This window comes from Pseudomonas berkeleyensis (genome assembly GCF_014109765.1).
Taxonomy (GTDB): domain Bacteria; phylum Pseudomonadota; class Gammaproteobacteria; order Pseudomonadales; family Pseudomonadaceae; genus Aquipseudomonas; species Aquipseudomonas berkeleyensis.
In genome coordinates, this window is the sequence record NZ_CP059139.1 from 5,357,030 (window position 1) to 5,377,327 (window position 20,298).

At 60.1% G+C, this 20,298-nt stretch carries 17 protein-coding genes, 2 tRNA genes, 1 rRNA gene and 1 pseudogene; 10 read left to right on the top strand and 11 right to left on the bottom strand.

All coding sequences use genetic code 11. From position 1 onward, the window contains the following. Window positions 1-127 precede the first annotated feature (127 nt). The 5 genes from HS968_RS24990 to HS968_RS25010 all read right to left on the bottom strand — a co-directional run bounded on the left by HS968_RS24990 (window position 128) and on the right by HS968_RS25010 (window position 4,902). Window positions 128-203 (bottom strand) — tRNA-Ala (locus HS968_RS24990). Window positions 204-223: 20 nt separating this feature from the next. Then, window positions 224-300 (bottom strand) — tRNA-Ile (locus HS968_RS24995). An 85-nt stretch (window positions 301-385) separates the two neighbouring features. Further along, window positions 386-1,922, bottom strand: a 16S ribosomal RNA gene (locus HS968_RS25000). A gap of 520 nt (window positions 1,923-2,442) precedes the next feature. Continuing rightward, complete coding sequence (locus HS968_RS25005; RefSeq protein ID WP_182369179.1) at window positions 2,443-3,666, bottom strand: CaiB/BaiF CoA transferase family protein; 1,224 nt, start codon at window positions 3,664-3,666, stop codon at window positions 2,443-2,445. Between the two features lie 57 nt (window positions 3,667-3,723). After that, the gene (locus tag HS968_RS25010) at window positions 3,724-4,902 is read right to left on the bottom strand and encodes an acyl-CoA dehydrogenase (RefSeq protein ID WP_119694851.1); all 1,179 of its coding nucleotides are present in this window, start codon (window positions 4,900-4,902) and stop codon (window positions 3,724-3,726) included. Window positions 4,903-5,082: 180 nt separating this feature from the next. Here HS968_RS25010 and HS968_RS25015 point away from each other — a divergent pair, with 180 nt between their 5' ends. The 10 genes and pseudogenes from HS968_RS25015 to HS968_RS25060 all read left to right on the top strand — a co-directional run bounded on the left by HS968_RS25015 (window position 5,083) and on the right by HS968_RS25060 (window position 13,623). Continuing rightward, window positions 5,083-5,979: a LysR family transcriptional regulator gene (locus HS968_RS25015; protein ID WP_182369180.1), complete on the top strand. Its 897-nt coding sequence runs from the start codon at window positions 5,083-5,085 to the stop codon at window positions 5,977-5,979. A 469-nt stretch (window positions 5,980-6,448) separates the two neighbouring features. Further along, window positions 6,449-7,570, top strand: coding sequence for a Re/Si-specific NAD(P)(+) transhydrogenase subunit alpha (locus HS968_RS25020; protein WP_182369182.1), 1,122 nt, complete (start codon window positions 6,449-6,451; stop codon window positions 7,568-7,570). 11 nt (window positions 7,571-7,581) lie between these two features. Beyond that, window positions 7,582-7,896: an NAD(P) transhydrogenase subunit alpha gene (locus tag HS968_RS25025; RefSeq protein WP_003241061.1), complete on the top strand. Its 315-nt coding sequence runs from the start codon at window positions 7,582-7,584 to the stop codon at window positions 7,894-7,896. Then, on the top strand, window positions 7,896-9,332 hold the full coding sequence (locus HS968_RS25030) for an NAD(P)(+) transhydrogenase (Re/Si-specific) subunit beta (protein ID WP_119694854.1): 1,437 nt from the start codon (window positions 7,896-7,898) through the stop codon (window positions 9,330-9,332). Before HS968_RS25025 ends, HS968_RS25030 begins: the two co-directional genes overlap by 1 nt. A gap of 355 nt (window positions 9,333-9,687) precedes the next feature. After that, window positions 9,688-9,903: a DUF1127 domain-containing protein gene (locus HS968_RS25035; protein WP_106738161.1), complete on the top strand. Its 216-nt coding sequence runs from the start codon at window positions 9,688-9,690 to the stop codon at window positions 9,901-9,903. A 325-nt stretch (window positions 9,904-10,228) separates the two neighbouring features. Next, window positions 10,229-10,333, top strand: a pseudogene (locus HS968_RS26860) (DUF1127 domain-containing protein); the annotation flags it as partial. An 83-nt stretch (window positions 10,334-10,416) separates the two neighbouring features. Continuing rightward, window positions 10,417-10,740, top strand: a complete 324-nt coding sequence (locus HS968_RS25045; protein ID WP_182369186.1) for a DUF2388 domain-containing protein — start codon at window positions 10,417-10,419, stop codon at window positions 10,738-10,740. Between the two features lie 92 nt (window positions 10,741-10,832). Further along, entirely contained in the window at window positions 10,833-11,219 is a 387-nt protein-coding gene (locus tag HS968_RS25050; RefSeq protein WP_238338880.1) for a DUF2388 domain-containing protein, read from the top strand. A 131-nt stretch (window positions 11,220-11,350) separates the two neighbouring features. Further along, a complete protein-coding gene (locus tag HS968_RS25055) occupies window positions 11,351-11,671 on the top strand; it encodes a DUF2388 domain-containing protein (protein ID WP_119694858.1) in 321 nt (106 codons plus the stop codon). After that, a complete protein-coding gene (locus HS968_RS25060; protein ID WP_182369188.1) occupies window positions 11,668-13,623 on the top strand; it encodes a DUF7844 domain-containing protein in 1,956 nt (651 codons plus the stop codon). Before HS968_RS25055 ends, HS968_RS25060 begins: the two co-directional genes overlap by 4 nt. A 102-nt stretch (window positions 13,624-13,725) precedes the next feature. On the opposite strand, the gene HS968_RS25065 is transcribed toward HS968_RS25060, so the two are convergent. From HS968_RS25065 to HS968_RS25090, 6 genes are all read right to left on the bottom strand, one after another. After that, window positions 13,726-15,363, bottom strand: a complete 1,638-nt coding sequence (locus HS968_RS25065) for a VWA domain-containing protein (RefSeq protein ID WP_182369190.1) — start codon at window positions 15,361-15,363, stop codon at window positions 13,726-13,728. A gap of 78 nt (window positions 15,364-15,441) precedes the next feature. Continuing rightward, on the bottom strand, window positions 15,442-15,933 hold the full coding sequence (locus tag HS968_RS25070; protein ID WP_182369192.1) for a coiled-coil domain-containing protein: 492 nt from the start codon (window positions 15,931-15,933) through the stop codon (window positions 15,442-15,444). Between the two features lie 145 nt (window positions 15,934-16,078). After that, complete coding sequence (locus tag HS968_RS25075) at window positions 16,079-16,801, bottom strand: hypothetical protein (protein ID WP_182369194.1); 723 nt, start codon at window positions 16,799-16,801, stop codon at window positions 16,079-16,081. Between the two features lie 15 nt (window positions 16,802-16,816). Further along, window positions 16,817-18,373 (bottom strand): formylglycine-generating enzyme family protein, encoded by a 1,557-nt coding sequence (locus tag HS968_RS25080; protein WP_182371684.1) that lies wholly within the window; start codon window positions 18,371-18,373, stop codon window positions 16,817-16,819. Next, window positions 18,363-19,589, bottom strand: a complete 1,227-nt coding sequence (locus HS968_RS25085) for an ABC transporter permease (protein ID WP_182369196.1) — start codon at window positions 19,587-19,589, stop codon at window positions 18,363-18,365. The genes HS968_RS25080 and HS968_RS25085 overlap by 11 nt, the downstream gene beginning before the upstream one ends. Continuing rightward, window positions 19,576-20,289, bottom strand: coding sequence for an ABC transporter ATP-binding protein (locus tag HS968_RS25090; protein WP_182369198.1), 714 nt, complete (start codon window positions 20,287-20,289; stop codon window positions 19,576-19,578). The genes HS968_RS25085 and HS968_RS25090 overlap by 14 nt, the downstream gene beginning before the upstream one ends. Window positions 20,290-20,298: the final 9 nt, after the last annotated feature.

The following is a 20,298-nucleotide window of genomic DNA, read 5'->3' on the forward strand; positions in this document are numbered from 1 at the left end:
ACTTCTATCACATACCCAAATTTTTAAAGAACGATGTTTCGACTGGTCAAAAGACCAGAAATCAACACTCTTCTGCCTCAGCAGGAATGCTCATTTCTGAACTCTTTCACTACGATCAAACTGTAAGTGGTGGAGCCAAGCGGGATCGAACCGCTGACCTCCTGCGTGCAAGGCAGGCGCTCTCCCAGCTGAGCTATGGCCCCGTAAGCATCTGCACCTGAATTGGTAGGTCTGGGCAGATTTGAACTGCCGACCTCACCCTTATCAGGGGTGCGCTCTAACCAACTGAGCTACAGACCTATAACAGGGTCGCGTTACAGCATCGTCTTCTACAATGAATCAAGCAATTCGTGTGGGAGCTTATGAGAAAGCTGAAGTCTTCGATTAAGGAGGTGATCCAGCCGCAGGTTCCCCTACGGCTACCTTGTTACGACTTCACCCCAGTCATGAATCACTCCGTGGTAACCGTCCCCCCGAAGGTTAGACTAGCTACTTCTGGAGCAACCCACTCCCATGGTGTGACGGGCGGTGTGTACAAGGCCCGGGAACGTATTCACCGTGACATTCTGATTCACGATTACTAGCGATTCCGACTTCACGCAGTCGAGTTGCAGACTGCGATCCGGACTACGATCGGTTTTATGGGATTAGCTCCACCTCGCGGTTTGGCAACCCTTTGTACCGACCATTGTAGCACGTGTGTAGCCCTGGCCGTAAGGGCCATGATGACTTGACGTCATCCCCACCTTCCTCCGGTTTGTCACCGGCAGTCTCCTTAGAGTGCCCACCATAACGTGCTGGTAACTAAGGACAAGGGTTGCGCTCGTTACGGGACTTAACCCAACATCTCACGACACGAGCTGACGACAGCCATGCAGCACCTGTGTCAGAGTTCCCGAAGGCACCAATCCATCTCTGGAAAGTTCTCTGCATGTCAAGGCCAGGTAAGGTTCTTCGCGTTGCTTCGAATTAAACCACATGCTCCACCGCTTGTGCGGGCCCCCGTCAATTCATTTGAGTTTTAACCTTGCGGCCGTACTCCCCAGGCGGTCAACTTAATGCGTTAGCTGCGCCACTAAGTACTCAAGGTACCCAACGGCTAGTTGACATCGTTTACGGCGTGGACTACCAGGGTATCTAATCCTGTTTGCTCCCCACGCTTTCGCACCTCAGTGTCAGTATCAGTCCAGGTGGTCGCCTTCGCCACTGGTGTTCCTTCCTATATCTACGCATTTCACCGCTACACAGGAAATTCCACCACCCTCTACCGTACTCTAGCTCGCCAGTTTTGGATGCAGTTCCCAGGTTGAGCCCGGGGCTTTCACATCCAACTTAACGAACCACCTACGCGCGCTTTACGCCCAGTAATTCCGATTAACGCTTGCACCCTTCGTATTACCGCGGCTGCTGGCACGAAGTTAGCCGGTGCTTATTCTGTCGGTAACGTCAAAACAGCAAGGTATTAGCTTACTGCCCTTCCTCCCAACTTAAAGTGCTTTACAATCCGAAGACCTTCTTCACACACGCGGCATGGCTGGATCAGGCTTTCGCCCATTGTCCAATATTCCCCACTGCTGCCTCCCGTAGGAGTCTGGACCGTGTCTCAGTTCCAGTGTGACTGATCATCCTCTCAGACCAGTTACGGATCGTAGCCTTGGTGAGCCATTACCTCACCAACTAGCTAATCCGACCTAGGCTCATCTGATAGCGCAAGGCCCGAAGGTCCCCTGCTTTCTCCCGTAGGACGTATGCGGTATTAGCGTTCCTTTCGGAACGTTATCCCCCACTACCAGGCAGATTCCTAGGCATTACTCACCCGTCCGCCGCTAAATCAGAGAGCAAGCTCTCTTCATCCGCTCGACTTGCATGTGTTAGGCCTGCCGCCAGCGTTCAATCTGAGCCATGATCAAACTCTTCAGTTCAATACTGCTTGGGTTTTGAGAAAACCCTAAACTTGGCTCAGCAATCGCAAATAAACTCTCGAATTCACGAGTGTTACTTGTGATGCTGATAATCAGTCGACTACCAGTCTTACCTCACAAGCACCCACACGAATTGCTTGATTCAGTTGTTAAAGAACATTCGGTTAAGTCTTTCGCCTCAACCAAGGCCGCGCATTCTACAGCAGCCTTTCTATCTGTCAAGCTGTTTTTCGATTTTGTTTCCGGAGAAACTTCTTTCTACTCAACCGCCTGGAGCAACCTCAGCTTCATCTCTTCCGCTTCAGTGAGGCGCGCATTCTACAGCACCTCGTTACTCCGTCAAGTTGTTTTTGAAGAAATTTTCTTTCTATCTCAACAACTTAGCGCTTCGCCGAACCAGGGTTCGTCTCAGCGAGGCGCGCATTCTACATGAGCGCGGCGCGCTGTAAACCCCTGAAAGGCAAAAAATGCGCATATCGCTCCAGAGACCTTCGCCTTCTTATATAGAGGGCGGAAATACTTAGACCACTCCACCCTCACGTAACGCAGCAACCTGAGCTTCACTCATGCCCAGTAGCCGCTCCAGCAAGGCCTCGGTGTGCTGCCCTAACAGTGGCGGAGCTGAACGATACGCTACCGGCGTAGCAGACAGGCGCAGCGGACTGGCGACCTGCGGTGTACTACTACCCAGCGCATTGGGCAGATCAAGGCGTAGCCCCCGCGCCTGTACCTGAGGATCAGCGAACACCTGCTGCAGATCATTGATCGGCCCACAGGGCACCCCGGCCGTTTCCAGCAGTTCGATCCACTGGGTCGTATTCTTGAACACCGTCGCCTGGCGCAGCAGCGGGATCAGCTCAGCACGATGCGCGACACGCGCCTTGTTGGTGGCGAAACGCGAGTCATCGGCAAGGTGTGCAATACCTGCGACTTCGCAGAACTTGCGGAACTGTCCGTCGTTACCAACCGCCAGGATGAAGTTGCCATCAGCACTGGGGAAATCCTGATAGGGGACGATATTGGGATGAGCATTACCCAACCGCTTGGGCGATACACCTGTCGTCAGGTAGTTCATGGCCTGATTGGCCAGGCAGGCGACCTGCACGTCGAGCAATGCCACATCTATATGCTGACCGACACCAGACTGCTCACGCTGATTCAGTGCAGCCAGCACACCTACGGTGGCATAGAGCCCGGTGAGTATGTCGGTCAGCGCCACACCGACCTTCATCGGCCCAGCGCCCTCCTCACCGTCCGGACGCCCAGTCAGACTCATCAGGCCGCCCAGCCCCTGGATCATGAAGTCGTAGCCGGCGCGCTTGGCATAGGGCCCGGTCTGGCCGAAACCGGTAATGGAGCAATAGACCAGGCGCGGGTTGATCGCCTTCAACGACTCATAGTCGAGGCCATAGGCCGCCAGGCCGCCGACCTTGAAGTTTTCCAGCAACACGTCGCACTGCGCGACCAGCTCACGCACCAAGCGCTGACCTTCGGCCTGGGTGAAATCGAGGGTCAGCGACTGCTTGTTGCGGTTGGCACTCTGAAAGTAGGCTGCCTCACGCGAATCATTGCCCTCGGCATCCTTTATATAAGGAGGTCCCCAATGTCGGGTGTCATCACCCGAGCCCGGTCGCTCCACCTTGATCACTTCGGCACCGAGGTCACCGAGGATCTGCCCCGCCCAAGGGCCGGCAAGCACACGGGACAGGTCGAGCACACGGATATGGGAAAGGGCGCCAGACATGAAGCTTCTCCATAAGGTGCGCCACGCGCACCAGGAATCATTGAGAGGGACGAGGCGTTAGAAGAACGCCTGAATGCCAGTCTGTGCGCGACCGAGGATCAGCGCATGCACGTCATGCGTGCCCTCGTAGGTATTGACCACTTCGAGATTGACCAGGTGCCGGGCAATGCCGAACTCGTCGCTGATGCCATTGCCGCCGAGCATGTCGCGCGCCATGCGTGCGATATCCAGCGCCTTGCCACAGCTGTTGCGCTTCATGATCGAGGTGATTTCCACCGCTGCGGTGCCTTCGTCTTTCATCCGACCGAGACGCAGACAGCCTTGCAGCGCCAGAGTGATCTCGGTCTGCATGTCGGCCAACTTCTTCTGGATCAGTTGGTTGGCGGCCAGAGGGCGGCCGAACTGGTTGCGATCCAGCACATACTGGCGCGCGGTGTGCCAGCAGAACTCGGCAGCACCCAGCGCCCCCCAACTGATGCCGTAACGGGCAGAATTCAGGCAGGTGAACGGGCCGCGCAGACCGCGCACATCCGGGAAGGCGTTCTCCTCGGGGCAGAACACGTTGTCCATGACGATCTCGCCGGTGATCGACGCGCGTAGACCAACCTTGCCGTGAATCGCCGGAGCAGAGAGGCCTTCCCAGCCTTTTTCCAACACGAAGCCACGAATCTCGCCGGCATCATCCTTGGCCCAGACCACGAAGACATCGGCAATCGGGCTGTTGGTGATCCACATTTTGCTGCCAGTCAGGCGGTAGCCGCCTTCGACCTTCTTGGCGCGGGTGACCATGGAGCCCGGATCGGAACCATGGTTCGGCTCGGTCAGACCGAAGCAACCGATGTATTCGCCACTGGCCAGCTTGGGCAGGTACTTCTGCTTGGTCGCCTCATTGCCGAACTCGTTGATCGGCACCATCACCAGCGACGACTGCACGCTCATCATCGAGCGATAACCAGAGTCGATGCGCTCCACTTCACGCGCGATCAAGCCGTAGCACACGTAGTTCAGACCACTGCCACCGTAGGCTTCAGGAATGGTCGCCCCCAGCAGACCGGTTTCGCCCATCTCACGGAAGATCTTCGGATCGGTCTGCTCATGACGGAAGGCCTCCAGCACGCGCGGCGCCAATTTGTCATCGGCGAACTGCTGGGCGCTATCGCGCACCATGCGCTCTTCTTCGGTCAGTTGCTGATCCAGCAGCAGAGGGTCGATCCAGTTGAAGCTTGCCTTGGCCATTACGAGAAACCTCGAAGCAGTGATGTGAGCGGTCGATCCAGCCGACCCGGTATGACATTGATCCTAGGCCGGCCGCAGGCAATGGACAAACGCAGATTTTGCACAGACCTGTGCTTTTCCCTCACTTCGAGCTAGCTTAACCAGGCATAAATACTGCTCATGAGTGAGGCTTTTGCATCAATGCGTCGCAAGATCCCCAGCACCGCCGCCCTCGTCGCCTTCGAGTCGGCCGCACGTCACCAGAGCTTCACCAAGGCGGCCGACGAGCTGAACCTCACGCAAAGCGCGATCTGTCGGCAGATCGGCGGGCTGGAGAGTTTCCTCAATGTCGAGCTGTTCCGGCGGTCGCGGCGCGGCGTGGTGCTGACTGAGGCGGGCGTGGCCTACAGCCGCAAAGTCGCAGCGCAGCTCGATGCAGTGGAGCGCGACACCCTGGCCCTGATGGGCAACCAGGGCACGACCAGCATAGAACTGGCGGTGGTGCCGACCTTTGGCACCCAGTGGCTGCTCCCCCGCCTGCGTGCCTTTCAGCGCTTGCACCCGGAAGTGACGGTGCACCTGACCAACCGCACACGCCCCTTCCTGTTCGCCGATACCCACTTCGATGCCGCCATCTATTACGGTGATGCCGAGTGGTCGGGCACCGAGGCACACTTTCTGATGCACGAACACCTGCTGCCGGTGTGCAGCCCGGGATTGCTGGGTGACACCCCGGTGACAGTCGAGCACATCGCCGCCCTGCCCCTGCTGCAGCAGACCACTCGCCCCTACGCCTGGCGCCAATGGTTCGCAGCCCAGGGCATGAGCGTCGCCCGCGACATGACCGGCCCTCGCCTGGAACTGTTCTCCATGCTGGCCCAGGCAGCGAGACACGAAATGGGCATCGCGCTGATCCCACCCTTCCTGATCCAGCGCGAATTGGAAGAGGGTAGCCTGGTGATCGCCCTCGACCGCACCGTACCGAACGGTGACCGCGCCTACTACCTGATGGTGCCGGAACGCAAGTCCGAGTCTGCAGCGCTGAAGGCCTTTCGTGACTGGCTACTGGGCGAGGCGCACGCTTACCAGCAACGATGACCCACGCGCAGCCGTAGACACCACTAACACCCTAGAGCCACAAGAAGGACAAATAGGGACTAGTAGCGAAAAATAAGTCACGCTACACAACCAATTAGCGAAAAAGTACGCCAAGGCCACTACTTTCGGGCTATAGCACTATTTCGAACACCCTGTGCATTACCTTCCACACCCGATATCAATCGACCAGCGGTCATTCTCGCCGTGAATGCCTGAGCAACGTCCTAAGCTGCGTCTTGCCTGTCTTTCCCCAGAATCCACGCGGGCTGCGCGCAGTATAAAAATCCCTCATAGACCCATTACTTGTAGTAATCCATTTTTTTTACTCCATAACTTCTTGTAAGGGTCTGCGTTCGATTGCACAATCGCCGCGCTCGCCACCTTCCGGCGGGTTATGTGCTGATCCCCAATCACCGGCGTGCCAGCGTAGTGCGCAGGTTCACTCAAAAGATCACGCAGGAGATTAGAAGTGCACATCGGTGTTCCTCTCGAAACCCATGCTGGGGAGACGCGGGTTGCCGCGACGCCCGAGACCGTCAAGAAGCTGGTTGGCCAGGGCCACCAGGTGACCGTCCAGGCCGGTGCCGGCATCAGTGCCAGCATCCCGGACAGCGCCTTTGAAGCCGCTGGAGCCACCATTGGCAACGACTCGGCCGCGTTTGGCGCCGATCTGGTGCTGAAGGTGGTCGCACCCACCGACGCCGAACTGGCTCATATGAAGAGCGGCGCCGTGCTGGTGGGCATGCTCAACCCGTTCTGCAATGACGCCATCGCGCGCATGAACGCTCGCGGCGTCACCGCCTTCGCCCTGGAGGCCGCACCGCGAACCTCCCGCGCACAGAGCCTGGACGTACTGAGCTCGCAGGCCAACATCGCCGGCTACAAGGCCGTGATGCTCGCCGCCAACCACTATCCGCGCTTCATGCCCATGCTGATGACCGCCGCTGGTACCGTGAAGGCTGCTCGCGTGCTGATCCTCGGCGCAGGCGTCGCCGGCTTGCAGGCCATCGCCACGGCCAAGCGCCTGGGTGCGGTGATCGAGGCATCCGATGTACGCCCTGCCGTGAAAGAGCAGATCGAGTCGCTCGGCGCCAAGTTCGTCGACGTACCGTTCGAAACCGACGAAGAGCGTGAGTGCGCGCAAGGCGTGGGCGGTTATGCCCGACCGATGCCTCAATCCTGGATGGAGCGCCAGGCCAAGGCTGTGCATGAGAAGGCCAAGCAGGCCGATATCGTCATCACCACTGCGCTGATTCCGGGCCGCAAGGCGCCGACGCTTCTCCATGAGAGCACAGTGGCAGAAATGAAGCCCGGCTCCGTGGTCATCGACCTGGCCGCCGCGCAAGGCGGCAACTGCCCGCTGACCGAAGCAGACCAAGTGGTGGTCAAACACGGCGTGACCCTCGTCGGCCACACCAACCTGGCCGCACTGGTGCCGGCAGATGCCTCCGCCCTGTATGCACGCAACCTGCTGGACTTCCTCAAGCTCGTGATCGACAAGGAAGGCCAGTTCCAGCTCAACCTCGAAGACGACATCGTCGCGGCCTGCCTGATGTGCAACGCCGGCGAAGTCGTGCGCAAGAACGGCTAAGGAGTAGGGACATGGATCTGATTTCCGACGGTATCTACAACCTGATCATCTTCGTGCTGGCCATCTATGTCGGCTACCACGTGGTCTGGAACGTCACCCCGGCTCTGCACACCCCACTGATGGCGGTGACCAACGCCATCTCCGCGATCGTGATCGTCGGCGCCATGCTGGCCGCCGCGCTCACCGTCACCCCGCTGGGCAAGACCATGGGTACCCTGGCCGTGGCCCTGGCTGCGGTGAACGTGTTCGGTGGCTTCCTGGTCACCCGACGCATGCTGGAAATGTTCAAGAAGAAGGCGCCGAAAGCGCAGGCGGAGAAGCACTGATGAGCATGAACCTGATCACTCTTCTCTACCTCGTCGCCTCGGTGTGCTTCATCCAGGCGCTCAAGGGCCTGTCGCACCCGACCACGTCGCGTCGCGGCAACCTGTTCGGCATGATCGGTATGGCCATCGCCGTGCTGACCACCGTGGGTCTGATCTACAAGCTCGGCAGCGAGCTTGCCGTACAAGGCCTGGGCTTCGTCATCGTCGGCCTGCTGGTCGGCGGCAGCATCGGCACCATCATGGCCAAGCGCGTCGAGATGACCAAGATGCCGGAGCTGGTCGCCTTCATGCACAGCATGATCGGCCTGGCTGCCGTGTTCATCGCCATCGCGGCGGTGGTCGAGCCGCAATCGCTGGGCATCGTCGCCGCACTGGGGGACGCTATCCCGGCAGGCAACCGCCTGGAACTGTTCCTCGGTGCAGCCATTGGCGCCATCACCTTCTCCGGTTCGGTGATCGCCTTCGGCAAGCTGTCGGGCAAGTACAAGTTCCGCCTGTTCCAGGGCGCCCCTGTGGTATTCAAGGGCCAGCACCTGTTCAACCTGGTGATCGGTCTGGCGATTCTCGGCCTGGGCCTGTACTACACCTTCACTGGCGACATCACCGCCTTCGCCATCCTGGTGGCGCTGGCTTTCGTCATCGGTGTGCTGATCATCATCCCCATTGGCGGCGCCGACATGCCGGTGGTGGTGTCGATGCTCAACAGCTACTCGGGTTGGGCAGCAGCCGGTATCGGCTTCTCACTGAACAACTCAATGCTGATCGTCGCCGGCTCGCTGGTGGGCTCCTCGGGTGCCATCCTCTCGTACATCATGTGCAAGGCGATGAACCGTTCGTTCTTCAACGTCATCCTCGGTGGCTTCGGCGCCGATGCCGACGCTGGCGGCCCAGCCGGCGCGCAGCAGGAGCGCAACGTGAAGTCGGGCTCCTCCGATGACGCCGCCTTCCTGCTGACCAACGCCGACACCGTGGTCATCGTCCCCGGCTACGGCCTAGCCGTGGCCCGCGCCCAGCACGCACTGATGGAACTGGCGGAAAAGCTGACCCACCGTGGCGTCACCGTGAAGTACGCGATCCATCCGGTCGCCGGTCGTATGCCCGGCCACATGAACGTCCTGCTGGCCGAAGCCGAAGTACCGTACGAGCAGGTGTTCGAGATGGAGGACATCAACTCCGAATTCGGTCAGACCGACGTGGTGCTGGTGCTCGGTGCCAACGACGTGGTCAACCCGGCGGCGAAGAACGATCCGAAGTCGCCGATCGCCGGTATGCCGATCCTCGAGGCCTACAAAGCCAAGACCGTGATCGTCAACAAGCGTTCGATGGCCAGCGGTTATGCCGGCCTGGATAACGAACTGTTCTATATGGATAAGACCATGATGGTTTTCGGCGATGCCAAGAAAGTCATCGAAGACATGGTCAAGGCGGTGGAATAAACGCTGACCAACCCGACAGGAAACCCGGCTTCGAGCCGGGTTTTTTGTGGCTACCAGCAAAGGAAAAGCTGATTTTCAGGTCAGCTAACAGAACAGATCAATTTGTAACTGTACTGCTCGAAAGCTTAAGCCGCAGAGGCCTTACACAGGAAATTCTCCTGATGTTCAAGCAGAGTCACAGGATATTCACTTATAGGCAGTACAGATGGCTTTAAAACAGGCATAACACTTACAAAGCAAACTATCTAATAGCCCTGCAATTTTCTATAGCTGTGACTACGTCATCGGTGGCCTGCTCGGGATAATGAACCCATCAACAGCACACCAACCCGCCACAAGCGGAAGGATGACCACCATGGAACGTATCCTCGGTTCCGCCCTGCTCCCTCAACGCACTGCTTCCAGCAATCATGCCTCGCTGCCGCTGCGCCTGATCGCTACCCTCGTTCTCTGGCAGCGCCGCATCGTCAGCCGTCGTCAACTGGCTCGACTGGATGCACGCCTGCTCGCCGACGCCGGCATCAGCGAGAACCAGCGCTACACCGAACTGAACAAGCCGTTCTGGCGCTGATTCACCGTTTTGCTCCCTCCCAAAGTTGGGATCTTCTGAGAGCTCCACCGTCTCTGCTGCGGTGGGGCTTTCGTTTTATCCGCAACAGTCAGCATCATCATCACCAGTACAGTTGTCAAAAAAGCACAACTGACCCTGCACAATTCCTCCTCATTGCCTCTGCACTCGCAAGAGCCTGCATACGATCATGTGCTACCCATCCTTGTCTCTCGGCAGGAGAGCCGCCATGGAACGTACACGCGAACAACACCCGGACATCATCCAACCTACTGGTCTTGACTGGCTTGGGCTCTATTCCAGAATCCGTCTCTGGTACCGCAACATGCGCACACGCCGCCAACTCGCCCGCCTGGATGCGCGGCAATTGGCCGATGCCGGCATCAGTAACGCTCAGCGCAGCGAGGAACTGGAAAAACCCTTCTGGCGCTGAGCCAGCAATGGAGCGAGCAACACCGTTGGGCTAAGCTGCGCCAGCGAGCAGCCTCTGTGCTCGCATCGTCTGGAGTGTCCTGCATGCATCTGAAGAAAACCCTGTTCGCCAGCTTTCTCACACTGGGCATGGCTGGTAGCGCCTGCGCCAGCAGCCTCGTTGCGACCACGGATACCTTGCTGGGAGCAGTTGCGGCCAGTGCCGAAGCCCTCTCCGACGCGACCAGCTCACTGCGTGACAGCAAGGTGGTACGCGCCGCACGTGACGATGCTGCAAGCTTCGTCGCCAGCGCCGGAGCCATTCGTGGCGTGCGCCTGGAGGCCGCCCTGGCTCTCATCCGCGGCCATGCCCCCGAACTGGCGAATACCGGAGATCTGCAACTGGCGCAGGCCATCCTCAGCCAGTAAGGCAGCAGGCATTCTGTGAACCCTGCAGCCGCAGGCATCAGCTGAACGCCGTACACTCACAATCCTTCGCTACATCTATCTAAGGTTCATGGATGAACGCTCGTTTGCGCACAGGCAGCCTGGTGCTTTGCCTGTTCCTGCTTTGCCCCTTAAAACCCGCACACGCCCAGTCCAGCGATAGCTACGAAGGCTGGTTGATTCTGATGATGTCCTGGATAACCACGGTAGTGCCGATCATCGGTCCGACGATCCTGGCCAATGACCTCACCTCGGAACCGATAACCGAAGCCAGTCAGGCAAGCCTGCGTGACACGAAGATGTTGCTGGCTGCTCGGGACGAGGCGGCAGCATTCGTGGCAAGCCACGGCGCCATCATCGGTGTGCGCCTGGAAGCCGCCCTGCAGCACCTGCGTCCACACTACCCCGAGACCAGTGACGATCAGCTCGCGCAAGCCATCCTCGCCTGGGAAGACAGCTGAACGGCGACAGCTTGGCCCTCACCCCGGATTCCGCTAGCCTTAGCGCCCGCAAGCGAAGCCGTACGGTGTCCGGGAACCGGCCGGCATCTACTTCGTCCAAGCCTTCATCCGCCGTTTTTCGGAGTCACTCCATGCGCCGTTCACTTCTCACCTTTGCCACCGTCTGCGCCCTGTTCAGTGGCCTTGCCCAGGCTCAAACCGTGGTCGCCACCAGCAACATCGTCGTACGCGCTCTGGATCGCAGCATCAATTTCACCTCCGACACCACCACCTCGCTACGCGACATGAAAGCCGTAGTACAGGCCCGTGACGACGCCGCCAGCTTCGTCGCCAGCGCGGGCGAGATTCGTGGCGTACAACTGGAAGCCGCCCTGCAGACCATCCGCCAGCAACTGCCCGAAGCGCAGAACGCCAGCGACCTGCAACTGGCCGAAGCCATTCTCGCGCTGTGATGCGCCTGTGCGCCTGGGGCTTCAGCACTCTGCTGGCCATCGCCGCAGGCGCTACCCAGGCGCAGCTACGCCTCGAACTGGACGAGCGCGGCCTGGCGCCAGTCGAACGCCAGGCCAGCCAGCTTCTGCTGGAAGAAGCCATGGCAGCCCTGCCGCCGCGCTTCATCGAACTCCTGGATCGCACCGTACGCGTCAGTTGGCGTGAGGACATGCCAGAAGCGGTCTACGGCCAGGTGGGGCGCCTCAGCGGTATCGAGCTCAATGCCAGCCTGCTGCCGAAGCTGGTCGACGGCTCTGCCGCGCGCCAGCAAACAGGGCGCTCCCATGGCACTCAGCGCCGCGAACTACTCGCTACGCTGATTCATGAACTGACGCATCTCTATGACCGCGCACGCCTGTGGCCTGCAGATCAGCGCAGACAACTTCAGCGCTGCCGCCAGCGCGCCGCCAGCCTGGGTTCGGTCGGCCTGCCGGACGACTGCCGCGGTCAGACCGAGCGCCGCTTCACCCTCAGTGATGATCCGCGCCTGCTCGATCTCGCAGGCTGGCCGCAACGAGTTGGCAAGCGCGGCGCGCGTGAGATGGACAATGGCCAGGTCGCACGTAGCCCCGATCCGTACGAACTGAGCAGCCCTCTGGAGTTTGTCGCGGTCAACCTCGAGTACTTCCTGCTCGACCCCAGCTACGCCTGTCGGCGTCCATCACTGGCGCGCTACTTCCGCGAACATTTCAACTGGTCGCCAACAGACGCTCCCTGCACCGACGGTTACGCCTACCTCAATGCCGGTCGCGACTTCGCCAACCAGCCGCTGGCCCGCCTCGACCCGGAGCGGGTCTATCAGGTCGACTACCTGCTGGCCGAAGCCAACGAAGCCTGGATGAGCCGTTGGGGCCACAGCATGCTGCGCCTGGTGATCTGCGCACCCGGTAGGCCACGCGGCCCGGATTGCCGCCTGGATCTCGACCAACACCTGGTGCTGTCCTATCGCGCCTTCGTTGGCGATCTGCAGCTCTCCAGTTGGGATGGCCTGACCGGCGTCTACCCTTCGCGCTTATTCGTCCTGCCCCTGGAGCAGGTGATCGACGAATACACCAAGGTGGAACTGCGCAGCCTGTCTTCGGTTCCGCTGAAGCTCTCGCGAGAGCAACTGGAACAACTGGTCGCACGTTCCGCCGAACAGCACTGGAGCTATGACGGCGACTACTACTTCATCTCCAACAACTGCGCGGTAGAAACCCTCAAGCTGCTGCGCAGCGGCACCGATCACCCGCAGTTACAGGCATTGGACAGCATTCTGCCCAACGGCCTGCTGGAACTGATGGACGCCCGCGGTCTGGCCGACACCCAGGTACTCGACGACCCGCGCGAGGCACTGCGGCTGGGTTATCGCTTCGACTCTTTCCGTGAGCGGTACCAGGCCATGTTCAAGGTGCTGCGAGAACGCCTGCCGATTACTCAGGACAGCGTCGAAACCTGGTTGGAACAGACCGCCGAGGCACGCCGCAGCTGGTTCGACCAGGCCGATCTGCGCGCCAGCGCTGCCTTGCTGCTGCTGGAGCAGGCCGCGCTGCGCCGTCAGTTGCTACTGGCCCAGGATGAACTCAAGCGCCGCTACCTGACCGGCCGCGCCGCCGGCGACCCGAGCCTGAACAAGGCTGGCATCGCACTGGAACAGATCCTCGCCAACAGCGGCTTTCTCAGCCGCCCGGCAGAGTTGCTCGAAGGCGGCTACGGCTTGCCGCAACAGGCCGAGTGGGAACGCCTGGAAGCCAGCAGCCGCGACCGCCAGCAGCAACTGCGTCAGCTCAGCGACGAGCTGGATGGAGAAGTGCGCAACCTGCTGCAACCCGAGCGCCTGGCCGAGCTGGAAGCCAACGAGGCGAATCTGGTCGCCCTCGGCGAGCATCTGCGGGCCTTGCACAAGGCCAGTGGCGGGCTGGAGTTACCGTAAGGTACATGCTGGCGCAGACCTGCACTCACTGCAGCGCGAGGGTTGAAATGCAGGTCACTATACAAACCTAGCCTCGCTCGCCCTTTGCACCCGCCCTAGTTATTAGCGCTTGCAGTGCGCTGGCGGCAGCACGTCCTGCGCGGCCTGGCTAGTCATGATCTGTAGCTCATTGACATTGCGCGCGGTGAACACCTTGCCCCCGGTCGCCGCCGCCAGGCAATTCCCGGCACCGGTGCCGAGGATATCGACCACGTTGATCTTCAAGTGCGGTTTGCTGCGAGCCAAGGCCTGGGCTATCGCACAGGGATCCTGATTGCAACTCTCCTCGCCATCGGACACCACCAGCATCACCGACTCCCGGTTGACCCCATCGAGCATCTGTCCGGCCTTAGCGATGCCATCGGCCAGAGGCGTGCCTTGTACCGGCGTCACGTTGCGTAGGCGTGACAGCAGATCGGCTCGCTGGCCAGGGCCGAAGTAGCCGACGCTGCGGGCGCCCGGACAGCTCTCCACCAGCACCAGTCCGGCGTTGGCATCACTGGGCAGCTGTTGCACCACGCCAATAGTCGCCTCGCGCGCCGTGGTGATGCGCTTGGGTTCACGGAATACACGACCCATCGTGTTCGGGGCATTGGTTCCAAGCAGCAGTTGCGTGGCGATATTGGCCACCCCTTGCACCATCGTTGCCTGTTCGATTTCCTTGGGTGTGGCCAGCATGCTGATATCCATGGAGCCGGAAGCATCGAAGACAATGACCATCTCCGGCGCCAACTCCTTCGGCCGCTCATCGGGGCACAGGTTCTTGGCATTAGTGATCAACTGCTCCTTGCAGTTCTTAGCCAAGTTCTGCTCGACCTGCTCCCGCAGGGCAGCGTTGTCTTTGAGCAACGGCTCTTCGCGCTGCAGCTTCTGCAGGGCCGAACAGTCTCGGGCGATGCCATCGATACGTTTTTTCAGCAGCTCGGCAGGATCCGGCTTGGGCTCGGGTTTTGGTTCAGGCTTGGGCTCGGGAATCGGCGGTGGCGGCGGAATTTCCGGCTCGGGTTCGGGCTCCTCGATCACAGGCTCCTCTTCCACTGGCTCCTGCTCGGATGGAACCTCCTCAGGCACGGCCGCCTCTTCGGCCACCGGGGGCTCGACCGGTACAGGCGGGGTTTCCGGCTCACGACAGAACAACCACCACCAGAGCGCCGCCAGTAGGGCCAGCAATAGCAGGGCAAGCAGCAACCACAACCACCAGCGCCGCTTGCGTGGCACCTCGCTGACCACGGCTGCTGCACCTGGCGGTAACGCACCAGCTTCCGCGGTAACAGGTGTGATCGATGGCGCAGGGGGTTGGCCACCGCCCCAGAAGGTCACCAGCGGCTGGCCATTGAGCGAATACAGGGTCGAGGTGTCGGGATAACGGGCCGCTTCACGCAACAGAGCCGCCTGGCGTACACCATCGCCACCCTGCGCATCGAGCTGGCTAGCCAGTTGTTCGATAGAAGCCAGTCGCTCGTCAAGTAGGTGGCGCACCTGCGCCGCCTCCTTCTCATCCAACTGGCTGAACGGTACCGGCTGGCCGCCAAGATCCGAATACCACTCGACGATATCACCCTCAGCCTGCTTCGGCTTGGCGTACAGGGTCGCCGTGCTCGGCGGCAGGTGCCGGCGCAGGATCTGCGTGAGTTCGCCATGACCGGCCAGCGCATCTGCCGCGCTACGGTTTTGGGAGGACAGGCGGGAAATTCGCTTCATGGCGGTCAGCTTCCTGCTGAGGTAGTCAGGGAAAAGCCTGCTGGCGGAACGATCAGCATGCAGGTGTAACGGCAATGATCAACGCAAGCCAAGATCGCTTTCCAGACTGGAAACCTTGCTACGTAGTTTCTGCAGCTCAACCTGTTTCTGCAGCACGGCCGGATTCTCCTGCAGGTTGATATTTTTCAGGTCGTTCTCTAGTGCAGCAATTTCTGTCTCGATGCGCCGATTGCCCTTGGCCTTATTCTTGAGTTCACCAAGCAGGGCGTTCAGCGACTTGTTCAAGGAAGCGTACTGCGCCTGCTGGGTCGCCAGATCCTTGCCGACAGACGCTTTCTCCTGCTCAATGGCGGCGTAGACATCACGGAATAGCTGGTTAGTTTTCTGCTCATCAAGCAGGATCTTTTCCTTCTCCTCGACGCGCTGGGCGTAAACGCCCTGGGTCTTGCAACCGAATTTGGTGGCGAACCCGGCATCGGCATTACGCGGGTCGCATTCCTGCGAACTGACGGCACAACCGGCGAGCGTAGCGATGCCAGCCAGCAAGACAAGAGAGCGAAGTGGAAGCATGGACGTATTCCTTGGAGCCTGATTAGGCTGTCGCTGCAGAGTGTGCCGCGCACACCGAAAAAGTCGGCAAAGGTGCGCAAAGCGCACCTTACCTGTCATGTTGGCCGAGAGCTTCTCGAAAGCTGTTCAGGTCGCGAACAGACTCTCAACCGAGTCGGATCGACGAGCGCTGTTGGTACAGCTGATCAATTTCCGACTCCAGCTGCGCAACCTGCTTCTGCATCTTGCCGATCTCCGCATCCAAGGTATCGGTACGGGCACCATTGTTGCGCTCGGCGGCGGCAACCTTGGTCCACTCCTGCTGCTTGGAGCGTACGTCGGCTAGGGATTTCTTCAGGTAGGCAGTGTTGGCATCGATCTCGGCGATCTGCTTCTGCGCCTGGGCGCTCTGCACCTTGTTGGCGGCGATGTCTTGCTTGATCTGCTCGATCTTGCGCTTGTCATCGGCAATCACGCTACGCGCGGTATCGCTGAGCATCTGCAGTTCCTGGTTATCCTTGCGCACATCGGCGATGGTCGCGTCCAGGCGATCCTCCGCGTTGGCATACTGGCTGCGCTGGTTATCCAGATAGTAGTTGGCGCCCATACCCACGCCACAGCCAGCCAGCCCGGCAGCGACCATACACTGAGCCTTCTTACTCGGGTTACCCAGCTGGCAGGCGAGCATGCCGACCACCGCGCCACCTGCGCAGGCTTGCCAGCCCGACTTGCTGAAGAACTGCGCCGAACTGCTGTTGGCAAGTCTTGGGTCGACCGGCGCCTGATTGGCAGCTGGCGTCGTGCCGGTGGTCTGACAACCAGTCAATACGAGAGCGAGACCCAGAGCGACCCATTTCATCCGTTGATCCAACAACGTCACTGCTTTCATGTCCATGTCCTTCGCTTAAATGGATTTACAGGATTCCAGCCACTGACTGCGCGCTACTTTGCCGCTTTTCATGTAGCTATTCAGATTTTTCCAGTGGGTGTCGAGGTAACTGCGCAGGTTGCTTTTGCTGCGCGCCGCCATTTGCTGAGCCACCACACTGACTTGCGGCTCGACGGTGGCCGAGGTGTAGTTGAGCGCGCCGCTGACCACTGTGTCGGCATAATAGTTGAGCATGAAGTCGAGCACCTTTCGATGACCTTCGAGCTGCTCTTTGCGCGCATCGCAGCGGCTCATCTGGTCATCTTCACCCGCTTCACAACTGCGCTTGTAGTTGCCTTCCAGAGTATCGAGGAACATGCCGTCGTCCTTGAGCTTGGTGCAGAGGAAGGCGCCCAATTGCAGTTCGGAGCGGATCGCCTGGTCGCGTTGTTCGTCACGCGCCTGGGTGTTGGCACGCAGATCGCCGCGCAGCTTTTCCAGTTGCTGCTTGAGCGCATCATCCTGCACGCCGCTGGCGATACTGGCGATTTCTGCGACCGGATCCTTGCTGTCCTTGCTGCCTGAGGCCTTGCTCGCTGCCGGAGTACCGAGTTTCTTCCAGTCCTGCTCGACCTGCTTGATGCGCTCGCGCGAGGTCAGCACCGGCGCCACCAGAGCCAGGCGCACACCTCCGGTCTTGAGCTTGTTCTGCTCGCCAGCGCTGGCGTAGTAAGGCTGTTCCTGACGTAATGCGGTGCGCAACTCGGCCTGCGGCGTCAGGTAGTTACCGCCACGCACAATGTAGCCACCTGCCTGGCCGTGCTGGCGATCGAGCTTGTTCAGGCGAAAGGGCTCGAAGAGCATCTCATCGACGTTGCCCAGAACGTCATGTAGACCCAGCGGATTTGGCTTGAGCAAACCGGTCAGTTGCAGCTTGCCATTGGCCGACTGCGCACCAGCGAACCACGCATAAGCACCGAGCCCACCATCGGGCGTGGGGAAACGAATATCGCGAAACTCGGCCTGGGAGACAGCCATGCCACCACGCGCTGCAAACTCCCACTCGGCCTCGGTCGGCAGACGCAGGAAGCCCGCTGCGCCGTCCTCCTTAGGCAACTTGGCAGCGGCATTCTTACGTAGCCACAGACTGTATTTGTCGGCAAAGGCAGTGGCGTCGAACCAGCTGATGCCGACCTGCGGCAGGCGCAGCTTGGTCGAAGGCGTCGGGCAAGTATCGTTCATCACGGCCTGGTATTGCAGCTCGCTCAACTCGTACTTGGCCAGCAGGTAATAGCGCCCTGGTTCCGGTTTCTGCACGGTGAAACTACCGGCGATGTAGCTGGGGCGGGCCTGCTCAATGTAGCCCCACTCATCGCTGTCCTGACCGAGGGTCACGCCATAGTCACCCATCGGGCTGGCGACCGGAACCTGTACCTTACGCAACACCAACGAGCCCTCGCATGGCATCGGCAGGATGACGTCATCGGCCAGCGGTTTGGGGTTGTAGTACTTCTCCTCCCAGGCAGCCTGGGCAGGCAGACTGCCCAGCGCCAGCAACGTCACAGCTGCCAACAACGCCTGCTCAGAGGTCACGCAGGCTTTCAGCCGGTTGAATGTGGATCGCACGAAACCCTCCTACAGCCGCCACGACGATGGCGATCAGCAATGCGCTGGCGAAGGCCAGCAAAATATGAATGTTTTCCAGCTTGCAGACGAAGCCGTCGTCGGACAGGTTGGCGCCCAACGCTGTATTGAACACCTGGCTACCGACCAGGTAAGCAGCGTAGCCCAGAGCAAAAGCCAGACAGGTGAGCAACGCCGCCTGAACCATCACGTAGGCGCCAGCTGCCGAACGCTGAAAACCAAGCAGACGCAACAGCGCCAGATCCTTACGCTTGCGATCAATATTGGCGAGAAAGGCGCCGGCCAGTGAGGCCACGCAGCCGATCACCGCAGTCCAGGCGATCACCGCGAAGATCAGGCCAAGCACATGGCTGATGGCCTTGACCGATTCGATCTCACGCGCCCGTGTGCTGCTCTCTATGCGCTCGCCATCAAGCCAACTGGCAATGCTGGCCACATCATCCAGGCCCCGGGCGTAGATGCGCGCACGAGCATAGCGCTCGCGCACCGGAGCCACGTCGCCAGTGAGGAAGCCGAACATCGGCACGGCATAACCATCGCGAAAATTTTCCATCGCCACCAGCAGATCAAGGTGCACCAGCACCGCCGGCCGGGTAAAGGCGCTGTTCTCCAGCACCCCACCAACGGTCACCGTCAGTTCGCCACGCTCGTTGCTGCCATCGAGCTTGCGCAGCACCAGCAGACGCAAGGTATCACCAACCTGCACACCGAGTCGGCCCGCCGCACTGGCACTAAGCAGTACCTGCTCCAGCGTCGCGGGCGCCGGCAAGGCAGCGATCAGCGGATCGCCACTGGCTGTAGGGATGACTTCGGCATTAGCGACAAAATGCTGGCTGTCGCGCTGCAGGTCGGCCTGGGTGTTCAGCGAACGGGTCAGCGGGATGACAAAGCCTACGCCGGGCTGGGCACGCAAACGCTCGAACCAGCCGCCGGCCAGGTCATAGTTACCAAGCATGCGCACTTCGAGGTTGCGCGGGTCGCTGAGCAATTCGTCATTGAGCTGTGAGACCACGCCATGCTTGAGGCCGAACAACAGCAGCAGGGGCGCGATCACCGCTACCAGCGAGGCGACGATGCACAGCGACACCTTGCGGTCGTGCCACAGGTCACGCGCTGCCAACTCGATCAGCAGGCGCAGGCGGGGACGAGCCTTAGGCCGCGTCATGAAACACCGTACCATCGGCGCTAGCGTCGGCGGTACCACCCTGCAGCGTGCCGACGATGTTGCGGATCGCACAATCGCGCACCAGATCCCAGTCGTGGGTAACCAGCAACGCAGCGATCTGGAAGCGCTGAACGATTTCGATGATCAGCTCGAACAAGCGTTGCGCCTGCAGAGGATCGAGCGCGGCGGTCGGCTCATCGGCCAGCAACAGGTCGGGCTCGTGAGCGATGGCACGGACGAAGGACACACGCTGGCGTTCGCCGATAGACAGCTGCGCCGGCAGTTTGCCCAGCAAGGATTGCAGGCGCAGGCGAGAGATGGCCTCGTCAACCAACTCACTCTTGCCTGGTAGACCAAGCATGCGCCGGGGCAACTCGATATTCTGCTGCACACTGAGAAAAGGCAGCAGGCCGCCGCTCTGCAATACGAAGCCCAAACGTTGAGCGCGAATATCAGCCAATTGCGCCTGGCGGTCATCACGTAGCAGCGCGGCAACATCAAGCCCATCGGCATCTCCCAGACGGAACTGGCCGAGCCCGTCGGGGCGCAGGATCAGACCAATCATTTCCAGCAGCGTGCTCTTGCCACAACCACTGGCGCCGGTGATTGCCGCCACCTCGCCACGGCCAAGAATCAGGCGCGGCAAGACGATCTGGTAGTCACTACCCCGACGAATGCGCATGTCCTCGATATGCAACATGACCCAAGT